25 protein-coding genes, 1 pseudogene and 1 riboswitch are annotated in these 24,654 nt (G+C 42.6%); of the genes and pseudogenes, 19 read left to right on the forward strand and 7 right to left on the reverse strand.

The genetic code is table 11. From position 1 onward, the window contains the following. Positions 1 to 160 precede the first annotated feature (160 nt). From LPA49_RS09725 to LPA49_RS09770, 10 genes are all read left to right on the forward strand, one after another. Complete coding sequence (locus LPA49_RS09725) at positions 161 to 1,984, forward strand: histidine kinase (RefSeq protein WP_083422916.1); 1,824 nt, start codon at positions 161 to 163, stop codon at positions 1,982 to 1,984. A 123-nt stretch (positions 1,985 to 2,107) separates the two neighbouring features. Then, a riboswitch (molybdenum cofactor riboswitch) is annotated at positions 2,108 to 2,239 on the forward strand. Beyond that, a complete protein-coding gene (gene moaA / locus LPA49_RS09730; RefSeq protein WP_036973049.1) occupies positions 2,227 to 3,198 on the forward strand; it encodes a GTP 3',8-cyclase MoaA in 972 nt (323 codons plus the stop codon). Its footprint overlaps the riboswitch before it by 13 nt. Before the next feature lies 1 nt (position 3,199). Further along, a complete protein-coding gene (locus tag LPA49_RS09735; protein ID WP_074989362.1) occupies positions 3,200 to 3,772 on the forward strand; it encodes a molybdenum cofactor guanylyltransferase in 573 nt (190 codons plus the stop codon). Then, positions 3,760 to 4,311 carry a molybdenum cofactor biosynthesis protein B gene (moaB, locus tag LPA49_RS09740; RefSeq protein ID WP_036973048.1) on the forward strand — a complete coding sequence of 184 codons (552 nt, stop codon included), beginning with the start codon at positions 3,760 to 3,762 and terminating at the stop codon, positions 4,309 to 4,311. The genes LPA49_RS09735 and moaB overlap by 13 nt, the downstream gene beginning before the upstream one ends. Then, positions 4,311 to 4,781, forward strand: a complete 471-nt coding sequence (gene moaC, locus LPA49_RS09745; protein ID WP_180311122.1) for a cyclic pyranopterin monophosphate synthase MoaC — start codon at positions 4,311 to 4,313, stop codon at positions 4,779 to 4,781. Before moaB ends, moaC begins: the two co-directional genes overlap by 1 nt. 15 nt (positions 4,782 to 4,796) lie before the next feature. Then, positions 4,797 to 5,042: a molybdopterin converting factor subunit 1 gene (moaD, locus tag LPA49_RS09750; protein ID WP_065978349.1), complete on the forward strand. Its 246-nt coding sequence runs from the start codon at positions 4,797 to 4,799 to the stop codon at positions 5,040 to 5,042. Between the two features lie 2 nt (positions 5,043 to 5,044). Further along, positions 5,045 to 5,494, forward strand: a complete 450-nt coding sequence (locus LPA49_RS09755) for a molybdenum cofactor biosynthesis protein MoaE (RefSeq protein ID WP_065978350.1) — start codon at positions 5,045 to 5,047, stop codon at positions 5,492 to 5,494. A 10-nt stretch (positions 5,495 to 5,504) separates the two neighbouring features. Then, entirely contained in the window at positions 5,505 to 6,257 is a 753-nt protein-coding gene (modA, locus tag LPA49_RS09760; RefSeq protein WP_180311121.1) for a molybdate ABC transporter substrate-binding protein, read from the forward strand. A 4-nt stretch (positions 6,258 to 6,261) separates the two neighbouring features. Further along, positions 6,262 to 6,954 carry a molybdate ABC transporter permease subunit gene (gene modB, locus LPA49_RS09765; RefSeq protein ID WP_036973043.1) on the forward strand — a complete coding sequence of 231 codons (693 nt, stop codon included), beginning with the start codon at positions 6,262 to 6,264 and terminating at the stop codon, positions 6,952 to 6,954. A gap of 14 nt (positions 6,955 to 6,968) precedes the next feature. Then, positions 6,969 to 8,144 carry an ATP-binding cassette domain-containing protein gene (locus tag LPA49_RS09770; RefSeq protein WP_180311120.1) on the forward strand — a complete coding sequence of 392 codons (1,176 nt, stop codon included), beginning with the start codon at positions 6,969 to 6,971 and terminating at the stop codon, positions 8,142 to 8,144. Here the strand turns inward: LPA49_RS09770 and LPA49_RS09775 are convergent. Genes LPA49_RS09775 through narL form a run of 3 tightly spaced genes read right to left on the reverse strand, consistent with a single transcriptional unit; the run spans position 8,141 to position 10,353 of the window. After that, positions 8,141 to 8,425 (reverse strand): hypothetical protein, encoded by a 285-nt coding sequence (locus LPA49_RS09775; protein WP_036973042.1) that lies wholly within the window; start codon positions 8,423 to 8,425, stop codon positions 8,141 to 8,143. The two genes, LPA49_RS09770 and LPA49_RS09775, sit on opposite strands and share 4 nt — an antisense overlap. 15 nt (positions 8,426 to 8,440) lie before the next feature. Beyond that, positions 8,441 to 9,697: a gephyrin-like molybdotransferase Glp gene (glp, locus tag LPA49_RS09780; protein ID WP_118844638.1), complete on the reverse strand. Its 1,257-nt coding sequence runs from the start codon at positions 9,695 to 9,697 to the stop codon at positions 8,441 to 8,443. Positions 9,698 to 9,699: 2 nt separating this feature from the next. Continuing rightward, positions 9,700 to 10,353: a two-component system response regulator NarL gene (gene narL / locus LPA49_RS09785; protein WP_036973040.1), complete on the reverse strand. Its 654-nt coding sequence runs from the start codon at positions 10,351 to 10,353 to the stop codon at positions 9,700 to 9,702. A gap of 278 nt (positions 10,354 to 10,631) precedes the next feature. Between narL and LPA49_RS09790 the strand changes: the two genes are divergently transcribed. Next, on the forward strand, positions 10,632 to 12,245 hold the full coding sequence (locus LPA49_RS09790) for an MFS transporter (protein ID WP_065978353.1): 1,614 nt from the start codon (positions 10,632 to 10,634) through the stop codon (positions 12,243 to 12,245). A 69-nt stretch (positions 12,246 to 12,314) separates the two neighbouring features. Further along, entirely contained in the window at positions 12,315 to 12,686 is a 372-nt protein-coding gene (locus LPA49_RS09795; RefSeq protein WP_036973038.1) for a hypothetical protein, read from the forward strand. Positions 12,687 to 12,820: 134 nt separating this feature from the next. Here LPA49_RS09795 and LPA49_RS09800 read toward each other — a convergent pair whose 3' ends face one another. Further along, complete coding sequence (locus LPA49_RS09800; protein WP_036973036.1) at positions 12,821 to 13,339, reverse strand: SCP2 domain-containing protein; 519 nt, start codon at positions 13,337 to 13,339, stop codon at positions 12,821 to 12,823. A gap of 80 nt (positions 13,340 to 13,419) precedes the next feature. Here LPA49_RS09800 and LPA49_RS09805 point away from each other — a divergent pair, with 80 nt between their 5' ends. Then, positions 13,420 to 14,412 (forward strand): peptidase U32 family protein, encoded by a 993-nt coding sequence (locus LPA49_RS09805; RefSeq protein WP_180311118.1) that lies wholly within the window; start codon positions 13,420 to 13,422, stop codon positions 14,410 to 14,412. Positions 14,413 to 14,420: 8 nt separating this feature from the next. Next, positions 14,421 to 15,290: a U32 family peptidase gene (locus tag LPA49_RS09810; protein ID WP_180311117.1), complete on the forward strand. Its 870-nt coding sequence runs from the start codon at positions 14,421 to 14,423 to the stop codon at positions 15,288 to 15,290. On the opposite strand, the gene LPA49_RS09815 is transcribed toward LPA49_RS09810, so the two are convergent. After that, the gene (locus tag LPA49_RS09815) at positions 15,287 to 17,005 is read right to left on the reverse strand and encodes a bifunctional protein-serine/threonine kinase/phosphatase (protein WP_036973029.1); all 1,719 of its coding nucleotides are present in this window, start codon (positions 17,003 to 17,005) and stop codon (positions 15,287 to 15,289) included. The genes LPA49_RS09810 and LPA49_RS09815 overlap by 4 nt on opposite strands. A gap of 321 nt (positions 17,006 to 17,326) precedes the next feature. On the opposite strand from LPA49_RS09815, the gene LPA49_RS09820 reads away from it, so the two are divergent. The 3 genes from LPA49_RS09820 to LPA49_RS09830 all read left to right on the forward strand — a co-directional run bounded on the left by LPA49_RS09820 (position 17,327) and on the right by LPA49_RS09830 (position 20,385). Then, positions 17,327 to 18,595 (forward strand): nitrate/nitrite transporter, encoded by a 1,269-nt coding sequence (locus LPA49_RS09820; protein ID WP_065978355.1) that lies wholly within the window; start codon positions 17,327 to 17,329, stop codon positions 18,593 to 18,595. After that, complete coding sequence (locus LPA49_RS09825; protein WP_196857407.1) at positions 18,592 to 19,794, forward strand: NnrS family protein; 1,203 nt, start codon at positions 18,592 to 18,594, stop codon at positions 19,792 to 19,794. The genes LPA49_RS09820 and LPA49_RS09825 overlap by 4 nt, the downstream gene beginning before the upstream one ends. A gap of 147 nt (positions 19,795 to 19,941) precedes the next feature. Then, the gene (locus tag LPA49_RS09830) at positions 19,942 to 20,385 is read left to right on the forward strand and encodes a putative zinc-binding protein (protein WP_051501921.1); all 444 of its coding nucleotides are present in this window, start codon (positions 19,942 to 19,944) and stop codon (positions 20,383 to 20,385) included. Positions 20,386 to 20,401: 16 nt separating this feature from the next. On the opposite strand, the gene LPA49_RS09835 is transcribed toward LPA49_RS09830, so the two are convergent. Next, positions 20,402 to 21,145 carry a molybdopterin-synthase adenylyltransferase MoeB gene (locus LPA49_RS09835; RefSeq protein ID WP_036973025.1) on the reverse strand — a complete coding sequence of 248 codons (744 nt, stop codon included), beginning with the start codon at positions 21,143 to 21,145 and terminating at the stop codon, positions 20,402 to 20,404. A gap of 183 nt (positions 21,146 to 21,328) precedes the next feature. On the opposite strand from LPA49_RS09835, the gene LPA49_RS09840 reads away from it, so the two are divergent. Together LPA49_RS09840 and LPA49_RS09845 are read left to right on the forward strand one after the other, a co-directional pair. Then, positions 21,329 to 22,519, forward strand: coding sequence for an alginate export family protein (locus LPA49_RS09840; RefSeq protein ID WP_180311116.1), 1,191 nt, complete (start codon positions 21,329 to 21,331; stop codon positions 22,517 to 22,519). Between the two features lie 331 nt (positions 22,520 to 22,850). Further along, a complete protein-coding gene (locus tag LPA49_RS09845) occupies positions 22,851 to 24,323 on the forward strand; it encodes a NarK family nitrate/nitrite MFS transporter (RefSeq protein ID WP_065978357.1) in 1,473 nt (490 codons plus the stop codon). 41 nt (positions 24,324 to 24,364) lie between these two features. Here the strand turns inward: LPA49_RS09845 and LPA49_RS09850 are convergent. Then, positions 24,365 to 24,654, reverse strand: a pseudogene (locus LPA49_RS09850) (IS4 family transposase); the annotation flags it as partial.

A 24,654-nucleotide genomic window follows, 5' to 3' on the forward strand; every position in this document is an offset into this window, starting at 1 on the left:
CTTGATGAGGATCAATATCTCAATGGGGGGTAAGGCCATGAATATTATGAGAATACCTACAAAGAGGTAGTGTAAATGTGGGGCTGTTAGGGTGAAAATACTGGTGTTGATAACATACAAGCGTTATGGTTTCGTAACATAGAAAAGGTGGGTAATTATTGTGGGTATTCGGTTAAATGAACTAAAAAATCGATTTAATGGCTCGGTCATGGTGTATATCAAAGGGTCATTGGTCGGGATTATTAGTCTGGCCATTACGACCTTGTTTGCATCGTATTGGATCACAGAATTAGCCGACTTAGATGCTCGCGCAATTAATTTGAGTGGCTCGCTGAGAATGGAGTCGTATCAGCTGGGAATGTACGGCCTTGAAGGAAACAAACAGGAAATAGATAAACGCATTGCAATATTTGAAGAAAAACTAAGAAACCCCATTTTTCAGAAGCTACAAAATGATGAACAGTTAAATGTGTTGTGGCAGCAAACCATTGTTCATTGGCAATCATTCTTAAAGCCCGCACTGCTTAACCTACCGATAGAAGATAAGGCTCAATTTAATCTCTACGTAAAAACACTCGCTCAAAATGCTGATGCATTTGTTTATGCGGTGCAAATAGATGCTGAAAGCAAAATTAGATTACTGCGCACTATTCAAGTTGGCGCGTTGTTTATTACCTTATTGGTGGGCATGTTTACCTTGCATTTAATCAGTTTAAGGGTTGAAAAGCCTTTGGCTGAACTGACTCACGCTGCCTACGCTATCGGGAAAGGAAATTTTACGCATCATGTTGATTTACAGGGCGATGACGAACTGGCGTTAATGGGAGCCACCTTGAACCATACCTGCGAGGCGATAGCATCAATGTATGGCCAACTTGAATTACGCGTAAAGCAGCAAACTGAAAAGCTTGAGTTAAATAATCAGACCCTTGCGTTTTTGTTTAAAACAGCCCGTTTGCTACTGGAAACTAGAGAAAAAAAGCATGACTTACAGCAAACGTTTGATGAGTTGTCGCAACTCATTGGCGTTAATGACATTGAGTTATGCTTAATGACATCGGGTGGCGACCAGCCGTATGTACAAATAAAACCAACACACGATGACAAGGGAGCATGCCGCGCTCAAAGTTGTGATAACTGTATTGGGAGCGCTGCATTTGTATCAATTGATGACAGCACCGTAACACGCTTTCCATTAGTGTATGGGGATAACCATTATGGTGTGATTGTTGTGCGTGGAGGCAAATGCTTTGCCGAAGATTCTTGGCAGTTACAGCTTGTTCAGTCGGTGACCGACCAGGTTGCCTTGTCGCTTAACCTTGACGAGCAGCATAATCAAGACCGTCGTATCGCGTTACTCCATGAGCGTACGGTGATTGCGCGTGAGTTACATGACTCTTTAGCACAAGCATTATCGTATTTGAAAATTCAAGTGACACGCTTGTCGAAAACGCAGAATAAGCAGCAATATGATATGCAGCAGCCGATTATTGATGAACTTAAAATGGGGTTAGATTCTGCATATCGGCAATTACGTGAACTATTAACCACTTTTCGTTTAAAAATGGTGGAAGAGGGGTTAGAGGCATCGCTGAATAAAACCATTGATCAGTTAGCCTCGCAAAGCAGCATTTCGTTTCATTTAGAGTTTGCCGTTAAGCAAGTGCCTTTATCACCAATGGAAGAAATTCATATCTTACAAATTGCACGAGAGGCAAGCCAAAACACCGTGCACCATTCACAGGCGAACAATGCGTGGATCACCTTAAAGCAACTTGATGATGGTCAATTAGAGCTTGCTATTAGTGATGATGGCGTAGGGATTAGCCACAATGCAGAGAAATTAAACCATTACGGCATGGCTATTATGCAAGAGCGAGCCAAACACCTTAATGGTGAGTTAGTGGTATTACCTCGAGAAGAGCAGGGGACACAAGTAAAACTGACGTTTTTGCCTGTCGGCGGTAAAGATCTGTATCAGTGATTTAAAGATTTTATAATGTATAAGCGCATGATTGATAATGGGCTTGTTGCTGTAGATTACTTATTTGTGGGTAGTTTGTCTGCCCATTCTTTTGTATGGTGATGCAAATGCAAACTCTCTAAGCTGTATCCAAGATGCTGAAGTACATCGACCTAAACTAGTTTTTAGCATGGTTAATGTACCGTGGGTGACCACCGGGTAAATAAAGAAATTTGTTTGCCTCCCGACTTGGAAAGGCTGTGATGTTGCAAGATAATTTTGATAGAAAATATAATTACTTACGCTTGTCAGTAACGGAAGTCTGTAATTTTAAATGTAATTACTGCTTACCGGATGGCTACGTGTGTGATGCTCGCCCGAAAACCCTCAGTGTTGATAAAATTAGCACCTTGGTAAACGCCTTTGCGATGGCGGGTACTAAAAAAATACGCTTAACTGGCGGCGAACCCACTTTGCGCAAAGATCTTGCCGATATCGTCGCAGCATGCAGTGAAACCCAAGGTATTGATACCGTTGCAATGACAACCAATGGCTATCGCTTACTTGAAAAACTTCCTCGTTTAGTGGCCAGTGGTTTAACAAACCTAAACCTGAGCGCCGATAGCTTGAATCCTTATACATTTTCGCAAATCACCGGCAGTGACTCATTACATGAAGTGCTTAGCTGTGTTGATAAAGCCTTAGAGCTGGGTGTTAAAAAAGTTAAATTAAACGCGGTCTTACTCAAGCAATACAATGCCAACCAATTACAGCAATTTCTTGATTATATTAAAGATAAGCCTGTCACATTTCGTTTCATTGAACTGATGCAAACCGGTGATAACCGGGCTTATTTCAATGCCCAACATGTACAAGGTCAGCAACTTAAACAACAGCTTTTACAGTCGGGTTGGCGAGCAGCCCCCAAAGCGGTGGATGCGGGCCCAGCCGAAGAATTTTTTCACCCTCACTATGCGGGTCAAATTGGCTTGATCATGCCTTACAGTAAGGCATTTTGTGCAAGCTGCAACCGCTTACGCGTCTCTGCTGAAGGCAAATTGCATTTGTGTTTATTTGGTGAAGCAAATGATGACTTAACGCCATGGTTAGATAATCAAGATGTTAGAGGCTTAGCCACTCACCTTTTAAGCAGTGTTCAACATAAATGGCAAGGCCATCAATTACAAATGGGACGAACAGGGCTGACCAAACAACTGGCTATGTTAGGGGGTTAGTATGTTAGTGGGTATTGTTCTGGCTGGAGGGCTTTCTCGCCGCATGGGGCAAGATAAGGCTTTACTTGAAATTAATGGTCAAACGCAATTAACACGCGCGATTGCTTGCCTTAAAGACGCGGGCTGCGATGAGGTCATTGTGAGTCGAAATAGCAGCGGTTTTATCGTTGATAAATTTGTACAGCAAGGACCTGTAGCGGGTATTCATGCCTGTTTGAATCACGCTGAGTATGATGATGCGCTTGTTATTCCTATTGATATGCCGCTGCTATCTAAAACAAGTTTACGCACCCTTATCAACCAAGGGCGCAGACGAGATTGTGCTTGTTACTTTGCACACAGTGTATTGCCTTGTTACCTCAATCGGCTTGAACGCGCGAGTTTAATTGCCCAGCAACGTTTAGAGCATGGGCAGCGCTCTGTCAGTGGTTTACTTGAAGAGCTTGGAGCGGCCGTCATTGAGTTGTTTGAGTCAAATGGCGAGGGTCGTGAACTATATAACGTTAATACACCACAACAATGGGCACAGGCTCGTTGTTTGGTTGATCAAAAGGATTACGCATGGCGCGAGTAAAAAGCAACCGCTTTGTACCATTAAACATAGCGATTTTAACAGTGAGTAATAGTCGAGGCCCTGAGCAAGACACTGCGGGTGATTTGTTGCAGCAAAAAGTCATAGACAGTGGGCATCATGTGCTTAATCGACAATTACATAAAGCCAATATTTATAAAGTACGCGCGGAAGTCGCTACATGGATAGCCAGTGACGATATTGACGTGGTACTGATTTCTGGTGGCACTGGACTGACACCAGATGATATTACGCCTTCGGCAATCGATGTGTTATTTGATGTGTCTGTGAGCGGTTTTGGTGAGTTATTCAGGCATTTGTCTTGTTCGCAAATTGGCACCTCATCACTGCAATCCAGAGCGTTAGCAGGGCTTTCGAATAGAACCCTTGTTGTTGCTATGCCGGGTAGCCCAAATGCGTGTGCTACCGCCTGGGATGAGATTTTATGTCAGCAACTCGATTCGCGGTGTGGGCCATGTAATTTTGTAGCAGAGCTTAAATCACATCGTGTTGAACAATGCCACTCTCGGGAGATGAATTAATGCAGTTAACCCACATAGATAAAAGTGGTCAAGCAAGCATGGTTGATGTTGCAGATAAATCAGCAACAGTGCGAGAAGCGCGTGCATGCGCAACGGTCGTGATGCAGCCAAAAACGCTCGCTCTTATTGAGCAAAATCAGTTAGACAAAGGCGATGTATTAGCTGTCGCACGTATTGCAGGAATTCAAGCAGCAAAAAAAACAGCTGATTTGATCCCCCTTTGCCATCCGTTGGCGTTAAGTAAGGTGGCGGTTGAGTTTTCTATTAACAACCAAGGCAGTGCGGTTGATATTCACAGTTATTGCAAGTTAGTTGGGCAAACCGGGGTTGAAATGGAAGCGTTAGCTGCGGTATCGATTGCAGCACTCACTATTATCGATATGTGTAAAGCGGTTGACCAAGGTATGACAGTACAGAACATGCGAGTTACCTATAAAAGTGGTGGCAGACGCGGCACCTATATTGGCTAATTAAGGGGAGTATGAATGAATAAGGTACTTTTTTTTGCACAGTTACGTGAACGTTTAGGCTGTGACTCGGTGCAACTAGATGCACAAGGTATGTCGGTTAGGCAGTTACGCCAAACATTGGCTGAACGAGATGAGCGTTGGCACACCTGGTTACTCGATAAAGATGTGTTAGTGGCCGTAAACCAAATTTTGGTTGATGATAATGCTGCGGTCGGCACTGGCGATGAGGTTGCTATGTTTCCACCTGTCACTGGAGGTTAGTGATGATCCGTGTACAAGAACATGATTTCGATATGAACGAAGAGTATCAATCCATGTTAGCAGACGACTCGGTGTCGGGCGCCGTGGTTATGTTTGTAGGCCGTGTTCGCGACATTAATCAAGGCCATCAAGTCGATAGTTTATATCTAGAGCATTATCCGGCGATGACAGAGAAATACCTTACCCAGTTAGAGCAGCAAGCGTTGTCATTATGGCCTTTGGAAAAGGTAACCTTAATTCACCGCGTTGGTAAATTAAGCTTAACAGATCAAATTGTGCTGGTGGCAGTGTCGAGTGTCCACCGCGAAGCCGCATTTGAAGCAGCACAGTATTTAATTGATTTACTTAAAGCGCGTGCGCCATTTTGGAAAAAAGAGCACGTTGAAGGGGAGCAGACTCGTTGGGTGAGTGCCAATCATAAAGATCAAATAGCGGCTGCCCAGTGGCTGTAGGGTTGAAACAATGCAGTGGCTAACAAATAAACTAACCACATACACGATAGCGACTGTGCTGGTTTTATTTTGCTGTGTATTGCCTGCAAGCGCTAATGATAAAGACACATCTTCTTCGCTAACGATTGCTTGCTCGGCTAACTTTGTCGCTGTAATGGATCAGTTGCTGCCAGTATTCAAAGCACAGATTAAAACCGATATACAGGTTAAAGTGGTGACTGGCTCATCAGGCACACTCGCAACACAGCTTCGTTATGGAGCCCCTTATGACGTATTTTTTTCAGCCGATGCAATATTACCTACACAACTAAAAACCGATGGTTTTGGCATTGAAAGCACAGTGTATGCGCTTGGCGAATTGGTGTTTTATTCGTCTGAGGGCTATGACAGTTTGGAAGGCGTTATGACACGTTTGCCCCATATTACTTTAGCTATTGCGAATCCACGTTATGCACCTTATGGACAGGCTGCGGTTGAGGTATTGGCTCATTTACAAACCAAGCCGAAAAAAACAGTAACGGGGGGATCTATTTTGCATGCTTTTCAATATGTTGAAAGCCAAAATGCAGAGTTAGGTTTAATTGCAAAAAGCCTACTGCAACAACCACATAATGGCACGGCTATCGCCATTCCCAGTGAGTGGTATCAGCCAATTGAGCAGCATGTTTTATTAGTAAAAGACTCAGTGTTTGCGCGTCAGTTTTATCATTTTGTTCAAACTGAACAGGCACAACAGCTAATAAAATCAATGGGCTATAGGTAATACTATGAGCGAGGGAGACTTGCAAGCCATCTTTATTACGTTAAAACTTGCTGCGTTAAGTACGCTGGCGTTGTTAGTAATAACGATTCCCTGCGCATATTGGCTTGCGCGAAGTAAACGGGCCATAAAACCCTTCCTCGAAACCTTAATTACCTTGCCTTTAGTTTTGCCTCCTACGGTATTAGGGTATTACTTTTTAGTGTTATTTTCGCCGCAACAAGGTATCGGTTTATGGCTGCAAAATACCTTGGGTATACAGTTAGTCTTTAGCTTTTCGGGGATTTTAGTGGCGTCGATGATCTACAGCTTACCTTTTACTTTTCGGCCCTTACAAAGTGCATTTGAACAATTGCCAGATAACTTATACAGCAGTGCTGCCTTATTGGGCTTTAAGCCATGGAAGCAGTTTTTATGGTTAGTACTCCCCATGATTAAACCGGCTATTTATACCGCTGCGACTTTAAGCTTTGCCCATACGGTGGGGGAGTTTGGTGTTATTTTAATGATTGGCGGTAATATTCCAGGAGAAACTCAAGTTGTGTCACTGGCGTTATTTGATCATGTTGAGAGTTTTAATCTTCAGGCTGCAAATATGCTTGCAGGGCTGATGCTCGTGTTCTCATTTGCCGTTGTGTTTGCATGTCAATGGTGGCAAAGGCAAACGCAGCGTGTAAGTACACCAACCAGCTTGCTTTGAATAGGTTTAAACAGATGATGGCATTAAATAGCGACAGCAGCATGGGTATTTCAGACCCACAGTGTACGTCTAAGCCTGTGGTTGCGCATATTGAACTTAATTGTTCAGAGCCTGTTACTCAGCAACTTGATTGTCAGCTTAAGACCTTGCAAATAACGGTGTTATTAGCCCCAAGTGGTACAGGTAAAAGCAGTTTGTTTAATGCAATTGCGGGTGTTGCTCCTGCTTCTGGCGGGTTAAAAGTAACAGGGCAGCAGCAGTTAGGTATGCCAGCACATAAGCGCCGCATCGCTTACGTAACACAGTCTCCTTTGTTATTTGACCACCTAAGCATTGCCGCTTTATTAAAGTTGGTTGCTAAGCAACAAGCGCAGCCATTTGATATAAGTTGGGCAATAGACCCCTTAGGGCTGACCGACAAACTAGTGTATCGGGCTCACCAATTAAGTGGTGGACAGCGCCAGCGCGTTGCGCTTTTGCTTGCGATGATAAAAGGAGCGCCTTTATTATTATTAGATGAAGTGCTTACCGGTCTCGATCAACTTAATAAGCAAGCCTGTATAGGGGTTATAAAAGACTACCTTTGTAAAGTGCAAGGTGCTGCTTTGTTAGCATGCCACCAACTGGATGATGTATTAGCTTTAGCTGATAGCTGCTTATTGCAGCATACGATAAACAATAGTACACAGTGGCAAATGTTCCCTGTGGATGAAGGTGTTGAGCGTTATCAGCAGCAGTTACTAGAGAGCCAATCGAGTGAGAACATACAGGGAAGTCAATTTACCTCTATGTTTTACGGACAGGTTCATGCTCACTTTCCTGCGCTGGGCTTAACGGAGTATCACGTTGGCGGGCAGCGCTGCTTTGCTGCGTATAATTCAGAGCATCAAATAGGGCGTTTGCAGCCATTAATACTGAAAGCAAATCGTCTGGGTTTATCAAAAATAGCACTACCAGAGAGTAGTTTTGTGAACCAATTAAAAGTGCGGATCACGGCGTTTTACCCCGTTAATATGGGAAAAGAGCAAGGTATGTTGGTGAAAGTAAGGCTCGCTAACAGCGAACAAGACGGTGTGCATAAACCCGCATCATTGCATGTGTGGATCACGCGCTTATCATTTAATCAACTACAGCCTAAATTAGATGAAACGTGGTTTTTAATAGGTAAAGCGGACGCATTACACGGTTAACTATCGACTAAGTTATTTCTTACTAAACCGCGTTTTACATTTTTGCAGAGCTTCGCGAATCGAGAAATATCGTCAAAATTAGGGATTGTGCCTATTTGCAGCTGGTGTTCCCAGTAGCATAGTTCGGTATCAACCAACTCCATTAGCTTTTTAGGGCAGCCGATACACGAGTTATCGGTGCCACAAAAAAAGGTATCAGGTTCGTATAAGGGAAGCTCTACTTTTACCTGCTCGATTAATTGCTGCATGGCGGTGACGCGGTCAGGTTTACGTGTTTGCATTTGACTGCTTTGCTTCTAATTTAATGCACAATCAAAAGGAATAAAGGGCACTAAGTCGCCACTTTGCCACTGAGTTTTTTCAGCATCAAGCAATAAATAACCTTGGCTTTTTGCAAAAGTACTGAGCATGCCAGAACCTTGTCCTTTTAAAGGCTCAATATAGGTTCCTGTGTTATCGACAACTAATGAAGCACGAATAAATTCAGCGCGACCTTGTTTTTTACTAATATCACACGCTAAAGGTAACTGAAGGGGAGGCTGTGTACGCACTGTTTCACCAGCCATTTTACGAAGCGCAGGTATCGCGAGTTGATGCAATGTCACAACACTTGAAACCGGGTTGCCTGGTAATCCCATAAATCGCTTGTTGTGGCCGTCTTGTGTTAAATGCTTAAAATGACCGTATGCGAATGGTTTACCTGGCTTTATTGCTACTTTCCAAAACTGCATTTGACCAAGCTCTGTGAGCACTGTTTTTGTGTGATCAGCATCACCGACCGACACACCACCCGAGGTAATAATGACATCGGTATTTGAAAGTGCTTCTTCAAAAGCCAACTTTAGCGCGTCAGGGTCGTCAGCAATGATGCCAAAATCCTGCACCGCAAAGCCTAAATTAGTTAAAATAGCCTGAATCGTGTAACGGTTAGTATCGTAAATTCCACCTTGTGAAAGTGGCGTGCCGGGTTCAAAAAGTTCATCGCCCGTAGAAATAACCCCCACTTTAAGTGGCTTATAAACGCTAACAGAGGCAATACCAAGCGAGGCAAGCATACCGATATCTGTGGCTGTTAAGCGTTGCCCTGATGCAAATAATTGGCTGCCGATACTGATATCTTCACCTTGTTTACGTACATTTTGTGCAAAGCAAGGCTTAGTGTTTAAAGTGATTGTTTGTTCAGTGGAGACCGTGACATGTTCTTGCATTATCACCGTATCAAAACCAGCCGGAATATGTGCGCCTGTCATGATGCGTATGCAGCAACCTGATTGCCATTCGCCGTTGAATGGATGCCCGGCATAGGCAGTGCCAATAATATTTAAATGTGTGTGTTCATTTAAGTCACTAAAACGAAATGCAAAACCATCCATTCCTGAGTTATCTGCGTTAGGCACATTAATGTCGGCGATAATCGGTGCAGCAAGAATACGACGATGAGCAGCCGATAAAGGCAGTGTCTCTGTTTTAACTAATAACGGCGTGTCTGATAAAAGTGCTTCGCTAGCGTGTTGAAAAGAGAGCAGGGGCTGCTCACTCGAAAACTGATTCATTATTAAGCCCCTTTTTGCTGATTGATTATCCACACGGCAGCTTCAACACGTGAGCGCAGGTTTAGCTTTTTCAGCAGGTGTTTTACATGCACTTTAACGGTGCCATCAGAAATATCTAATTCTCGTGCGATTAACTTGTTTGATAACCCTTTCGCAATTAACTTGAGGATTTCAAATTCACGGCTAGTGAGTGAATTGAGGATGTTCGCTTTTTGCGATACATCAGGTTTGCGGATAGCTTGGGCGAGTACCCCTGTGAGCTTTTCACTCAGCACCATTTTACCCAGTGCCGCTTGTTTTATTTTTTCGAGAATTTCTTCAGGATCCATGTCTTTTAGTAAGTAACCATCTGCGCCATAGCTGATTGCAGTGAGCACGTCTTCATCGTTATCAGAAACCGTTAGCATAATAATACGCGATGTAACATCACTGGCACGCATGGCTTTAAGGGTTTCTAAGCCATCCATTCCTTGCATATTAAGGTCAAGAATAATGAGATCGGGATCATGCTCTATAGCTAACTGTAGCCCTTCTTTGCCTGTTGCTGCCTCACCGATGACGACGAGTTCGTCTTCTAAATCGATTAACTGTTGTAGGCCTTTGCGTAGCAATGGGTGATCATCAACTAATAAAATTGAGCTGGTTAGTGCATTCATACTTTAACTCTTTGTTGGCTTTAGCCTGAAAGACTGGCGGTTTAAAAATATCTTAACGTGGATCAATAAAGTATTCACCAAAAAGCCTCCCTATTACTCCTAATAACCTTAAGCTTTCTTATATTATTTAATGATAAACAATTGCTTACGCTTAAATATACCCACTAAGTGGTAGTTGTTTGCTGTTTATGCTGTGTGTGGCTTACCCATCAATGTGAATTGTTGAGTTGATTTTATGTGCGCATAGTAAGTTCAATTAGAACGAAATGGAGCAGCATATGGCTGAACTAGACAAGTGGGAACCGGAAAATGAAGCTTTCTGGAATTCCCAAGGTAAAAAAATTGCGCAAAGGAATTTATGGATTTCGATCCCAAGTTTACTTTGTGGCTTCGCTGTTTGGCTTTACTGGGGAATCTTGACCGTTCAGATGATGAATGCAGGGTTTAGTTTTAGCGCAGATGAGCTATTTACGCTGACGGCGATAGCTGGACTTTCTGGTGCTACATTACGTATTCCCAGTAGTTTCTTCATTCGCTTTTGTGGTGGCAGAAACACGCTGTTCTTCACTACATCGCTACTCATAATTCCGGCTCTATTTACCGGTTTGGCATTACAAGACCCAACGACACCATTGTGGCAATATCAGTTACTTGCTTTGTTGTCGGGTATTGGTGGGGGTAACTTTGCTTCTTCAATGTCAAATATCAGCTTTTTCTTTCCAAAAAAACAACAAGGTTTAGCGCTGGGTCTCAATGCAGGGTTAGGTAACTTTGGTGTGACAACGATGCAGATTTTGATTCCATTGTTTATGACATATGGGGTGTTTGGTGCATTGGGCGGCGATCCAATTACGTTGGTGAGCACGTCGGGAAGTTTGATTGGTAAAATTCCAGCCGGTTCTGAAACTTGGCTGCAAAACGGTGGTTTTTTATGGCTACTGTTCTTAATACCGCTGTTCTTTGCAACATGGTTTGGTATGAATAACATTCGCACGCCAGAAGTGTCACCAAACTTAGGCAGCCCTCTGAGTGCATTTGCAATGATTTCTGTGATGCTAACGATTGGTCTTGCCACTGCGGCGGCTGGTCTGTGGTTGATGCTTCCTGAATCAGCAAATGGTTCTGGCTTTGGGGTACCGAAAGAGTTGGTACTGGTGCTGGTTGTTGCTATTACCGTATTTTTACTGAAGATGATACCGGGGGCGATTGGTAAAAGCCTCACTAAGCAATATCAAATCTTTAATAATAAACATACCTGGGTAATGAGCACGATTTACACCATGACGTTTGGTTCATTTATTGGTTTTGCGGCAGCATTTCCGTTAGCAATCAAAGTTATTTTTGGTTTTCAACACATTATGGTTGATGGTGTGATGACCCATAGTACCTTAAACCCAAATGGCCCAAGTGCGCTCATGTATGCGTGGATGGCACCATTTATTGGGGCATTAATTCGTCCACTAGGTGGGTGGATTGCTGATAAATGGGGTGGTGCGTTAGTAACACAGGTGTGTTCTGTGGTAATGATTGGCTCGTCGTTAGGTGCGGCCTATTACATGAAAGAGGCTTATCAGTCGCCTACACCTGAAGAGTTCTTTATGCCATTTTTCATCTTATTCTTAGTGCTATTTGGAGCAACAGGGATTGGTAATGGCTCAACCTTTAGAACGATTGCGATGGTGTTTCCTAAAGAACAAGCAGGCCCTGTATTAGGTTGGACTTCGGCAGTGGCTGCATACGGTGCATTTTATATTCCAATGGTATTTGGTCAGCAAATTAAAGCGACAACACCTGAGGTAGCACTGATTGGTTTCGCGGTATTTTATGCGCTATGTTTGATTATTAATTGGTGGTTCTACTTAAGAAAAGACGGCGAATTTTATAATCCATAACGATCTCCACTTGTCCAGAGCCATCAACTTCGGTTTTTGGCTCTTTTTCTATTGTTGCAGGAAAAGAATATGAGTAAGTTTCAAGAATTATTATCCATGGCTCGCCATCAAGCTGAACCCGTTAAGCTACTGTTGTTATTTACAAAAGCAAATGTTGAAAGTTCAGTTAACGATGTCAATAAAGGGGTGATTGAGCCTGTTATGTGTGTTGATAAACTGCCTAGTGAGTTAACTGACTATACGGCGCTTTGTCACGAAGCAGATAACATAAACCAAGCATGGGATTTATTATTTGTCACCAGTATTGGTGCTAATACAGAGGTCAGCCTGATTGAAAGTAGCATGAAGGCGATGATTAAAGACGTACAAAGTGGTAAAAACACGGCGTTGTATGTTGTCCTCGACAGAGAAGATAACCTTGTAGAAATGGTCGGTAGTTAAGTCAGTATAAAAAATTGCACGGCAATAATGGCACAAAGTAAGTGGTCGATATTAAACTGATTAATGGCCGTTAGTGTGCTCTGTGCACAACTCTCCTAAATGTAAAAAGAAGGCAGCTACTCGCTGCCTTCTTTTTATTGTAATGACTCTACGTACTCTGTTAACTGATTAAATAACCAGTCTGGCAAGCTTGCTTGTGGGTCTTGCGTATCGAGCCAGTTTTTAACAGTTAGGCACAGTTCTGTGTCGCCTTGGATTGCTAATTTACGTGAGAAAAAAAGTGTATCAGGGTCGTATTTTCCACTCATCAAACTTAAAAATGTATCACTACTCCCTGTTAACTTTCCGTCGTATTTGAGGTGTTCTTTAGGGAGTAACCACGGTTTTATAGAGAAAATAGTTAACCGTTTAGAGGTCGCATTGAGCGAAATAAGCAAGCTGAGTGGCAGGTTATCGACGTCAATGCATAACTGTTTATCAATTAAAAAGTCGAGCTCACCGTCGTTGATCTGTGTTTTAAAAATGAGGTTTATTCGCTGTTCTATCAGCCAACTTATGCCTGCGGTTGGCGTGAGATGAGTAATAGCAGTTAGCCATTTCGGGGTAAAAAATGGCGGAGTTTTATGCTTCATAATATCAGTGAGACTAATCATATTAGTAGATTACCTTATTAGGTTTGCTGGCTTACCATTATTGATAATTTATTTCTTAGTTTAAATAATCAGGAGTGGGTATGGAGTTACTTTGCCCAGCAGGAAACTTACCCTCGTTAAGAAGGGCAATTGCGCAAGGCGCTGATGCGGTTTACGTTGGCTTAAACAATGATACCAATGCGCGTCACTTTGCGGGCCTTAACTTGAATGAGCGGCAACTCGTTGAAGCGGCAGACTATTGTCAGCAGCATAAAAGAAAATTGCATGTTGCTATTAACACCTTTGCTCACCCCAATCATTTTACAAGATGGAAGCATGCCATTGATGAAGCGATTGCAGTGGGGGTAGATGCCCTGATTGTTGCTGATATTGCTGCGCTTGATTTTATTGCGAATAATTATCCGCACCAAGAAATGCATGTCAGTGTGCAGGCATCGGTGACAAATGCACTCGCAATTGATTTTTATAAGCAGTTTTGTGTGAAGCGAGTGGTATTGCCTAGGGTATTAAGTTTGCAACAGGTCAGGCAATTGGCAACCACCACCGACATCGAACTTGAGCTTTTTGCCTTTGGTAGTTTATGTATTATGGCCGAAGGGCGTTGTTATTTATCTTCATATTTAACAGGCGAATCACCTAATACAACAGGTGCCTGTTCACCGGCCAAGTTTGTTCGTTGGCAACAACAGGGCGCTCGAATGCAATCACGCTTGAATGATGTATTGATTGATCAGTTCACTGACGATGAGCAAGCCGGTTATCCAACGTTATGTAAAGGGCGTTTTGTTGTAAATAACGAAACCTACCATGCCTTAGAAGAGCCAACGAGCTTAAATACACTTTCTCTGTTACCTGAGTTATTAGCCATGAATATTGCGGCCGTTAAAATTGAAGGCCGACAGCGCAGCCCTGCCTATGTTGAGCAAGTTACACGCGTTTGGCGACAGGCTATTGACCATGCAAAGCAAAATGTGACTGACTTCAGTGTTGAAACGCATTGGCAAACGACGCTGGACAGTTTATCTGAGGGGCAGCAAACCACCTTAGGTGCGTATCATCGCAAGTGGAAATAGGAGTAACAATGACACAGTTAAAAGTTGCGGTAGGGCCCATGTTGTTTTTGTGGCAAAAGGAGCTGCTCGAACAATTTTATGAGCGGGTAGCGCAGTCGACAGCCGATATTGTTTATTTAGGCGAAACCGTCTGTGGAAAGCGACGTTTAAGTCGCCTAAATGATTACCTTGAGTGGGCTAAAATGCTAGAGCAAGCAGGAAAAGAAGTGGTGCTGTCTAGCTTAGCCTTGTTGGAGTCGGGGGCTCAACTTCAAGAGTTAAAACGTGTGTGTCGTCAAAGCGCGTATTTAATAGAGGCGAATGATCTTGCCGCCGTGCAGCAATTACATAGCTTGGGATTACCATTTGTGATTGGCCCCGCAATTAATGTTTATAACGGTTATACGCTAGCAAAGTTTGCTCAAATGGGAGCTGTGCGCTGGGTTATGCCTGTTGAATTGTCGAGAGATTGGCTGGTGGCTTTAAAACACGAATACGCGGGTTTGACAGATTTACCGATGCAATTTGAAGTGTTTAGTTATGGCTTGTTGCCTTTGGCTTACAGTGCGCGATGCTTCACGGCTCGCCATTATGACTTAGCTAAAGATCAATGTGAGCTCATTTGTCAAAAGCACCCTTCGGGATTAATGACCCACAGCCAAGACGGTAAAAAGGTGTTTACCTTAAATGGCATTCAAACAATGTCTGGGCAAGTGTATAACTTGTGTGAAGACCGCCATGCACTTAATAGCAGTGCGGATATCGCGCGGCTAAGTATGCACTATATGGACGACTTACAATGGATTGAGTCGTTTGCTTTGGGCACCGACTCTAAGCGACCGGATGAACATATTAATGGCTTTTGGCATCACATTGCGGGTATGCATTGCCAGTCTTAGTGCTGGCTAAATAAATACAATATGAGAGCCAGTGTGATAAACCAAAAACCACTTACCATTTTCCAAAATAATAAACTGCTGGCTTCCTTCGGTTCAGGATCCGGTTTTAAAAATTCAGGATTAGGGACGGTTAAGTCATGCATGAGTGCATCCACGGTTTGATAGCGCTCTGTTAAATCAAAACTAACCCCTTTTTGCAGTGCTTTATCAAACCAAATTGGAATAACGGGGTTATGTTTAATGGCACTGTGATAACGTAGTTTGTCGTAGTCTGCCATGCTTGTGCATTGCTCAACTTTTTCGCCATAGGGTAAGTGGTGAGTAAATAATTCATAGCAAATAGTCGCGAGGCTATACACATCACCTTGCACGGCAGCATTTTTGCCCAGCAAATAATTAGGGTCTGAATAGCTGGCCGTGCCAAGTGCCCCTTGATGTTCTATTGGCTGATAAAGCTCCGCAACTCCAGCAACAAACACGGAGCCAAAATCAACCAGTTTGATTTCATCATTTTCTAATACCATCACATTGCCAGGTTTGAGATCTTGGTGAATCGCATCATTACTATGAAAAGCATTTAAGGCCGCTGCAATGTGTTTAACGATGGCGATTGCTCGTTTAGGTTTTAGGGGCTGATGCTCAGCTAACCAGTTGTCGAGGCTGGTACCATCGAGCCATTCCATTAAATAATACAGGGCACTTCTTGGCCGTGAATGTTGATAAATTTTTACGACATAAGGGGAGTCAATTCGGCTGCCAATCCATTGCTCTTTAATAAAGCGGTCGATGTAATGTGTGTCGTCGTCAAAGTTGGCTGAAGGCGTTTTCATTGCGTAACGCTTTTTTGTAAGCTCATCTTCCACTAAATAAAGTTGACTACGTGATGAGGCAAACAGCTCTTCAATGACAAGATAACCATCTAATTTCATACCTGCTTTAAGCGGCGGTGGAAAAGGCAATTTTGTGAGCTCAGCGCTATATTCAGCTTCATTTTGATATGCCAGCTCTTTTATTTTTAAAACGACACAACTGATGTTGTCATCACTGCCATGCTTTTTGGCTTCTATACACAGTTGCTCTGCTATTTTAGAGGCTGGCTGATAACTCAATAAGTTATCTATTAAGATATCGGTCGGGAGAAAATCATGCACCCCGTCAGAGCTTAATAAGTAAATGTCACCTTGTTGTAATTCATTGCTGCTGTAATCAATGTGTAAGTTGTTATCCATGCCAATGGCACGCGATAAAAACGATTTTCCTTGCCCTAAATTGGTGGTGTGATCGGCTGTGAGTTGCTTTAAGTTTCCATTTCTAAAGCGATAAATTCGACTATCACCCACATGAAAAATATGACCATGATTTCCTTTTAAAATCAGGCAGCTTAAGGTTGATAAGTAGCCTTTATTTTCTTGTGAAAATGCATGGCTTTTGCGAAAAAGACGTAAATTGATTGCCGATAATACTTGTTCGCCACTGCGACTAACAGACCATGTATCGGGGGTTTTAAAGTATTCACTAAGAAAGCGTTCAACGGCTGTTTCGCTCGCTTCTTTACCAGCTTCTGCTGAGCTAACACCGTCGGCAACACAAAATGCGGCACCTTTAATATTGCTGAGGTACTCATCTTTTGGAATAAAAAGACCTGCGCAATCTTCGTTGATTTCTTTTATTCCGCGTGAGGTATGAAATCCTGCATCAACCTGAGTGCTTTGCATAATGTGTAGTTAGCTTTGAAATAATATCAAAATAGTGCAAGAAAACGGGGGGAGTATTCAACCTGTACAGATCAATAAACGGTCAGTTTTTCGGGTCTGTTTATTATCAAATAAGCTTAACTACCTCTTTTGGGGTAATTGTTGTTGTTTTTAATGATTTGATTTTTATATGCTTTTTATTTTGTTCGACGTTTTTGTCTGTTGATATTTTTAAGTTGTGGCATTGTGGGTAGAGCCTCATAAAAAGCGCGTGCTTTAGGTAGAATGGGTCAATGATTTATAGATGACGTGTTCATCGACCGTTTTTAATTGGAGCATCGCATGTCAGAGTCTCGCGCTAAACGTGCGTTATTATTTGCTACTTTAGCTTTTGCGGCTAACTTTTCCGTATGGACATTGTATGCGGCGATAGTATTGCCTTTATCATCGCAATGGCAATTAACGGTCACTGAGTTAGGTGGCTTACTTGCAGCCCCGATGTTCACAGGTGCATTGTCTCGGATCCCCGCTGGCGAATTGGCTGACCGCTATTCGGCAAAAGTGCTCTTTGTTGTGCAAATGTTAGTGTGTGTGCCTGCCCTTGCATGCTTGTATATAACGACAAGCTATTCTCAACTACTTTTTCTCGGTTTATGGATTGGTCTCAGTGGTAGCTCATTTACCCTTGGTATCCGTTATGTGTGTGATTTTTATCAACGCAGTCAACAAGGAACCGCGATGGGGATTTTTGGCGTGGGTAATGCCGGTGCCGCTATTACACTCGTGTTAGCGCCTTGGTTAATGGAGCGCTATGGTTGGCAGTGGGTTGGGCCTGTGTATGCGTTTGGCTTGTTATTTGTTGCTGTGCTGTATGGTGTGTTTGCCCCCAGCCAGCCAGATAACGCTCATGTTATTAATAGTAAACCGCAAACCTGGACACTGTTACTGAAAAATACGCAAGTTTGGCGATTAGGGCTCTATTATTATTTTGTGTTTGGTTCTTTTTTGGCCTTACTGCTTTGGCTGCCATATTACTATATGCAGGCCTATCAATTATCAATTAAACAAGCGATGGCCTTTACATTGTTTTTTGTTGCAACGTCGTCGGTGATACGGGCTCTTGGTGGGTGGTTTGCCGATAAGTATGGCGGTCGTAGTGTTAACTGGAGCGTATTTTGGGTGTGTTTAGTGTGTTTGTTTTTCTTAAGCTACCCGCCCACAACAATGACCATTCATGGTATTAAGCAAGATGTGAATTTATCTGTGTCGGTGAATGTGTGGGTGTTTACCGGCTTATTATTTGTGATTGGCTTAGCGCAAGGCTTTGGTCGTGCCAGTGTGTTTAAAGTTATCCATGAAAACTACCCGTTAGAAATGGGCAAGGTAGGCGGTTTTATTGCTGCCATTGGGGCCCTGGGAGGATTCACATTACCGATAATGTTTGGTGCGGTGGTTGATTTATTTGGCTTTTACAGTGCCTCTTTTATGTTGCTTTACGCTGTGTTAGCTGTCTGTATGATGCTGATGTATTTCGCGGTGCGTGCTGAGCGCTATCAACGAAGATTGAATGAAGCTGCGAGTTATAATTTTTTAGAAGATGATAGTTTATGATGCAAATATCCGATGAACAACAAACCAAAAGTGACGTTGCCTTATTTCAGCTCGCATTTCGTCCGCTGTTTTTGTGTGGGGGTTTATTTAGCTGTATTGCTTTGGTTGTGTGGGGATTAGTACTCAATGGTCACTGGTCTTTTTCTCCTTATGGAGGGGCTTTGTTTTGGCATAGCCATGAAATGCTATTTGGTTTTGTGTGCGCTATTGTTATCGGCTTTTTATTAACCGCGGTACAAAACTGGACAGGTTTACGCTCTATTCATGGTCGAAAGCTGCTGCTGTTAACTCTTGCATGGTTAATCGCGCGAGTTGCCATGGTGGTGCCCGCTTTGCCGCACTGGTTAGTATTTGGTATTGATATGGTGTTTTTGCCCTTAGCGGGTTATTGGTTAGCAAAACCAATCATTGTTAAAGGGCAAATGCGAAACCTCTTTTTTGTGCCGATTATTTTATTACTCAGTGCTGCCAATTTATTAATGCACTTAGGCGTGACACTGGGGATGCCTGAGTTGTATCAGCATGGTTATATGTCTGCTATTTGGCTAATTACGTTATTAATGAGTGTATTAGGCGGGCGTGTAATTCCCTTTTTCACTGCAAATGCAACTGCGACAAAGAAGGTCGACGGTAAACCTTGGTTAGAGATTGCAGCGCTTGGCAGTACCTGGTTTATTTTTGTGTTGTTTTTTACTGGTGCAGTTTATTACCTGAGCAATGAGCTCATTGGCGGCATGCTAATTATATGTGCTGTATTTCATTGTCTTCGTGCGGCGCGATGGCCGTTCTTTAAAACCTTAGCGGTTCCACTGCTGTGGAGTTTGCATTTGGCTTATTGGTTTATTCCTGTGGGAATTATATTAATGGGGATGTCTTACTTCACTGATTTATTGTCAATTTCGACCGCTTTCCATGCACTGACTGTGGGGGCTATGGGCAATATGATTTTAAGCATGATGGCGCGTGTTAGCTTAGGCCACACTGGAAGAAAATTAGTGGTTAAACACGCCATTATTTTTGCATTTGGTGCGGTATTAATAGCGGCCTTATTACGCGTATTTGGTGTGTTGATAAATTCACAATTGAGCCTGTACTTTATTTCTTTATCTGTGATTACATGGTGTATGGCTTATGGTTTATTCTGCTTAGTGTATTTTCCGGTGTTAACACAACCAAGAGCAGATGGCCGCGCAGGCTAACGTTTCTATACGTCAATATGGTTGTTTAGGTAAAGTAGCTACCTCTTTTGAATTAGTGTGGACTTCATTCCTCTTGATGTAGATCAAGCTGAATTTTTGTACGCTTACTAAGCTGATATTTACGTATCAGTAAAAAGAGTGGAAAGCATGAAGGAGCAATCTTTACCAATATTGTTAACGTGCTCTGGCTGTAGTTATGGTGCAGAGCTGGCTGAAGACTTATCACAAAGTTTAATTATGCAGGGGAAAGTTGAAAAAGTCTCCATTGCGGCATTAACAGCAGGTTCTGCTATGCATTGGCAAAAGTTAGCATCTTCTCCTGCGATTATTGTTTTTGATGGCTGTGGGCTTAACTGTGCGAAGTTAAGCCTCGAAAAGTTATCTATTAATACATTTTATCATTTTGATATGACCAAGCAGCTTCAGAAAATAAACAATGGCGTGGGCAAACCTTCGCTAGCGGCCTGTTTGCAAGTGACAAAAACGGTGCAGTATCAACTCGCGTCTGTCCTACCAAAGCAACATAGAGTGAATCAAAAGGAAGCCGCAGGAAGCAAAGTGATCGCGATGTTTCCGTGTGCAGAGCGTTAAGGTTAGCAATGTAACTTTAACGCTCTGCACACACCTCGCAGTGGGGTTGTTTTGGAATAATAAACTCTTTAAATGTCAGGTGCTCTGCATCATATAACAGCATTGACACTGTTTTAGGGGGCATAGATAGCAGGCTTTTAAGCGCCTCTGTGGCTTGCAATGAACCCAAAGTGCCAACTACTGGGGCAAGGACCCCAGCTTCCATACAGCTTAATGAGGGCTCTTTAAATAGCCGAGCAACGCAGGCATAACAGGGATCGCCGTCACGCATTGGAAAGTGAATGAGTTGCCCTTCCATACGAATTGCAGAACCTGAAATTAGGGGCGTTTTATGTGTCCAACACAGGCGATTAAGCAGTAAGCGTGTTGCGAGATTATCACTGCAGTCAACGACAACATCAGCGCTGATTAACTCTGGCTCATGGTGTGTCGTAAACTCAGAAGCATAGGTTGTCATCTCTACTTGGCTATTGAGTGCTGTTAATTGCTGTTTAGCTGATTCAACTTTTAACTGACCCACACTGTTTTCGGTGTGTAATATTTGTCGTTGCAGGTTAGTTATATCCACTGTGTCATGATCAAATAAAGTAATTTTTCCGACACCTGCCGCAACAAGGTAAGGGAGTACTGCACTACCCAGTCCTCCAGCTCCGACAACGAGTACGTGGCTTGCCATAATGGCTTCTTGCCCTTCTTCTTGAACCTGAGGAAGCAGAATATGGCGGCAATAACGCAGGGTGTTGGCACTCTCTAATAACATGCAATTTTCCTTCTTTAGAACGCGTCTATAAGCCTACATTAAATAGGGCAGTGTTGTTATACCTCTTTGGAGGTGCAGTGAGTCATATTAGGTAACGCTATGAAAAAATTGATTTAAATCAATTTTCATAGTTATGCATAGCCGTAATCTGTGCATAACTTAAAAACATAGCAAGGTAGTGATATGAAAACACAGCTCTCAGTTCTAACAGCGTTAGTTACATTTGCTTTGAGTACGCAAGTGAGTGCAACTGAAGATAATGGCATTCATAACATGTTGGCGAATGGTGAAGTGCATGGCATGTTGCGTTATCGATATGAAAATGTCGATCAATCGGGGATCGCTGAACAAGCACATGCATCAACATTACTCACGCGTATTAATTATACAACGGCGACACTCAAAGGCGTTTCAGCACTTCTCGAGTTTGATAATGTTACCGAGATTGGTAATGACAATTATAACAGTACCGTTAATGGTCATACGGATCACCCCGTTGTTGCTGACCCTAAAGGTACTGAGCTTAATCAAGCAAGCTTACAATTCAAGAATAAAGAGTTGCACGTTGTTGCGGGTAGACAACGTATCAACCTTGATGACCAACGATTTGTAGGGGGTGTCGCATGGCGCCAGAATGAACAAACTTTTGATGGTTACAGAGTCGTTTATAAACCAACAGAGTCATTAAAGTTCGACTACAGCTATGTGTTTAATGTGAATCGTATTTTTGGTGAAGACAGCAATAAAAGCGATTTGCACGGTAAATTACACTTTGCCAATGCTGCATACCAAGTTAATAAGCAATTTAATGTCAGTGTGTTTGCCTATCTCTATGACTTTGATGCTGCTTTAGCCAGCTCAACACAAACAATAGGTGTGCGCGCAACAGGCCAATTATCCGATTCATTGAGTTATACGCTCAGTTATGCAACTCAACAAGATTATGCCGATAACCCCAATTCGTTTGATGCTGACTATATATTAGCGGAGCTAAAGGGCAAAGTGAGTAAGCTTGGCTGGAAAGTTGGCTATGAGCTGTTAGGCTCAGATAACAACATAGGTTTTAGTACACCACTGGCAACAGGGCATAAGTTCCAAGGTTTTGCAGATAAGTTTTTAGCGACTCCAGGTAATGGACTTGCTGATTTATACTTTGGCGTTAATGGGCAGTTGGCAGATATAAAGCTGAGCGCGACTTATCACTTTTTTGATAGTGATGCACACAGCATCGATTATGGCCAAGAGCTTGATTTAACGGCTGCATATGCACTTTCAAGCAACTGTAATGTGCTGTTTAAATATGCCATGTACAACGCTGATGATTATGCCACGGATACCGATAAGGTATGGTTGATGCTCACTCATAAGTTTTAACCGCTTAGCATGCTTTTTAGCAGCTAGATTAGTTTCAGTTCCCTGCAATTATGAGCCTCTTCGGAGGCTTTTTTCTGTGTGATATCCCAAAACCTCATTGTTATTCCTCCAATATCTCCTTTTATCTCTCTCGTAGAGTGATAGGGAGTGTTAATACACCTTAGTAGGTAGTAAGCGCAGTTAATAAAGGCATTGCTTTACAGTGCGCCTATTCATAGGGGGTAGAGGTGTTTTTGGCTGCACGGCGGTTACCTTTATTCCTTGATTTACATCAATTCTTTTTTAGTAAGTCGGCTCAGAATCAAATTAATAAAACCGTTTGGAGACGACAATGGCGAGTGAAAAATTTAACCTTTTTTCCTTTCAAGGAAAAATGAAAATCTTACATCTTAGTTGGCTTGCATTCTTTATCACCTTTTTTGTGTGGTTTAATTTTGCACCGTTACTACAGGCTGTAAAAACCACCTTGGGATTAAGTACAGAGCAAGTAAAAACACTACTGATCTTGAACGTGGCTTTGACCATTCCTGCCCGCGTGATTATTGGCATGCTAACCGATAAATACGGGCCAAGGTTAGTCTATTCATGTTTGCTGATTGTCAGCGCAGTACCTTGTTTAATGTTTGCTTTTGCTGATAGTTTTTTGCAAGCTGCCATTGCTCGTTTTTTACTTGGGTTTATCGGCGCAGGCTTTGTTATTGGTATCCGCATGGTGTCTGAGTGGTTCCCTCATCACGAGTTAGGCACCGCAGAAGGTGTGTATGGTGGCTGGGGTAACTTTGGTTCCGCTGCTGCGGCTTTTTCACTGCCTACGTTGGCATTAATTTTTGGCGGCGATGATGGTTGGCGTTATGCAATTGGTATTACGGGTGTAATGAGCTTTGTTTATGGTTTTATTTATTATTTTAATGTAACCAATACACCTAAAGGCTCGACGTACTTTCGTCCTAAAAATTTAGGGGCGATGGAAGTCACTTCTAAAGGCGATTTTTTCTTACTCCTAATCATGAAAATCCCTATGTATGCAGCAATGGCATTACTGGCTTGGAAACTCTCACCCAATGGTGTTGGGATGATTGAAGCAAATGTCGTACACCTTATTTATGGTGGGTTAGTGCTGTTGTACTTGTTTGAAGTTAAAAAAGTGTGGAACGTAAATAAAACGGTATTTGAGCAAGAAGTACCTGAGTTACATCGCTATAGTTTTAAGCAAGTAGCTGTGCTGGATATTTTGTATTTTACAAATTTTGGTTCTGAGCTTGCTGTGGTGTCAATGCTGCCGCTATTTTTTGCTGAGACCTTCTCGCTCGACCCTGTTATGGCAGGGATGGTGGCCGGTGCGTATGCATTTATGAACTTAATGTCACGCCCAGCAGGTGGGTTTATTTCAGATAAGTTTGGTCGCCGTACAACGTTACTTATTTTAACCGCCGGTTTAGCCGCAGGTTATCTGTTAATGGGCATGGTTAATTCGCAGTGGCCATTATGGTTAGCAGTTGCAACAGCCATGGCGTGTTCTTTCTTTGTTCAATCAGGTGAGGGTGCTGTGTTTGCGGTCGTGCCATTAATTAAACGTCGCTTAACAGGGCAAATTGCAGGGATGACAGGGGCATATGGTAACGTTGGGGCAGTTACATTTTTAACTGTGTTATCGTTCGTTGATTATGCAACTTTCTTTTATGTTATCGCCGGTACGGCAATGATTGGCTTTGTTACTTTGTTCTTTATGGATGAACCGCGAGGTCAAATTGCTGAAGTACGCGAAGACGGGACTGTTGAACTGATTGATGTATCACACAAATAAATCTTAATACGATAGAAAAGCCAGCTTAAGCTTAATGCCAGTCAGTTAAGAGCTGACTGGCATTTTCTTTTGTAAGGATACTTATTTGGTTTCCTTCTTATCACCCTTGGATAATGCCTGTCTGGTAGCCTATCGGGTAAGATAAACAACCTAAGTGTTTTCAGTAACTCATCATAATGAACAGGTAACTTACTTGCACTATGTATTGGCGTAAACATGAAGAAAGCGATTACCTGCCGCATAGATTGGCTAAAGCTTAATTGAGTAGGCAAGATATCTTCTTCTTTAGTTGCATCAAGCATGATTATGCGTATTAAGTTGTAAGCGAGTA

This window comes from Pseudoalteromonas sp. MB41, from assembly GCF_020966275.1.
GTDB lineage: Bacteria > Pseudomonadota > Gammaproteobacteria > Enterobacterales > Alteromonadaceae > Pseudoalteromonas > Pseudoalteromonas lipolytica.

Excerpts from the sequence above, each read along its gene's own strand:
- LPA49_RS09810 (WP_180311117.1), top strand. The coding sequence starts at position 14,421 with ATGACACAGTTAAAAGTTGCGGTAGGGCCCATGTTGTTTTTGTGGCAA.
- LPA49_RS09830 (WP_051501921.1), top strand. The coding sequence starts at position 19,942 with ATGAAGGAGCAATCTTTACCAATATTGTTAACGTGCTCTGGCTGTAGT.
- LPA49_RS09805 (WP_180311118.1), top strand. The coding sequence starts at position 13,420 with ATGGAGTTACTTTGCCCAGCAGGAAACTTACCCTCGTTAAGAAGGGCA.
- LPA49_RS09825 (WP_196857407.1), top strand. The coding sequence starts at position 18,592 with ATGATGCAAATATCCGATGAACAACAAACCAAAAGTGACGTTGCCTTA.
- LPA49_RS09795 (WP_036973038.1), top strand. The coding sequence starts at position 12,315 with ATGAGTAAGTTTCAAGAATTATTATCCATGGCTCGCCATCAAGCTGAA.
- LPA49_RS09845 (WP_065978357.1), top strand. The coding sequence starts at position 22,851 with ATGGCGAGTGAAAAATTTAACCTTTTTTCCTTTCAAGGAAAAATGAAA.
- LPA49_RS09835 (WP_036973025.1), bottom strand. The coding sequence starts at position 21,145 with ATGTTATTAGAGAGTGCCAACACCCTGCGTTATTGCCGCCATATTCTG.
- LPA49_RS09815 (WP_036973029.1), bottom strand. The coding sequence starts at position 17,005 with ATGCAAAGCACTCAGGTTGATGCAGGATTTCATACCTCACGCGGAATA.
- LPA49_RS09735 (WP_074989362.1), top strand. The coding sequence starts at position 3,200 with ATGTTAGTGGGTATTGTTCTGGCTGGAGGGCTTTCTCGCCGCATGGGG.
- LPA49_RS09820 (WP_065978355.1), top strand. The coding sequence starts at position 17,327 with ATGTCAGAGTCTCGCGCTAAACGTGCGTTATTATTTGCTACTTTAGCT.
- modA (WP_180311121.1), top strand. The coding sequence starts at position 5,505 with ATGCAGTGGCTAACAAATAAACTAACCACATACACGATAGCGACTGTG.
- modB (WP_036973043.1), top strand. The coding sequence starts at position 6,262 with ATGAGCGAGGGAGACTTGCAAGCCATCTTTATTACGTTAAAACTTGCT.
- glp (WP_118844638.1), bottom strand. The coding sequence starts at position 9,697 with ATGAATCAGTTTTCGAGTGAGCAGCCCCTGCTCTCTTTTCAACACGCT.
- moaC (WP_180311122.1), top strand. The coding sequence starts at position 4,311 with ATGCAGTTAACCCACATAGATAAAAGTGGTCAAGCAAGCATGGTTGAT.
- moaA (WP_036973049.1), top strand. The coding sequence starts at position 2,227 with ATGTTGCAAGATAATTTTGATAGAAAATATAATTACTTACGCTTGTCA.
- LPA49_RS09790 (WP_065978353.1), top strand. The coding sequence starts at position 10,632 with ATGGCTGAACTAGACAAGTGGGAACCGGAAAATGAAGCTTTCTGGAAT.
- LPA49_RS09840 (WP_180311116.1), top strand. The coding sequence starts at position 21,329 with ATGAAAACACAGCTCTCAGTTCTAACAGCGTTAGTTACATTTGCTTTG.
- LPA49_RS09755 (WP_065978350.1), top strand. The coding sequence starts at position 5,045 with ATGATCCGTGTACAAGAACATGATTTCGATATGAACGAAGAGTATCAA.
- narL (WP_036973040.1), bottom strand. The coding sequence starts at position 10,353 with ATGAATGCACTAACCAGCTCAATTTTATTAGTTGATGATCACCCATTG.
- moaD (WP_065978349.1), top strand. The coding sequence starts at position 4,797 with ATGAATAAGGTACTTTTTTTTGCACAGTTACGTGAACGTTTAGGCTGT.
- moaB (WP_036973048.1), top strand. The coding sequence starts at position 3,760 with ATGGCGCGAGTAAAAAGCAACCGCTTTGTACCATTAAACATAGCGATT.
- LPA49_RS09800 (WP_036973036.1), bottom strand. The coding sequence starts at position 13,339 with ATGATTAGTCTCACTGATATTATGAAGCATAAAACTCCGCCATTTTTT.
- LPA49_RS09775 (WP_036973042.1), bottom strand. The coding sequence starts at position 8,425 with ATGCAAACACGTAAACCTGACCGCGTCACCGCCATGCAGCAATTAATC.
- LPA49_RS09770 (WP_180311120.1), top strand. The coding sequence starts at position 6,969 with ATGATGGCATTAAATAGCGACAGCAGCATGGGTATTTCAGACCCACAG.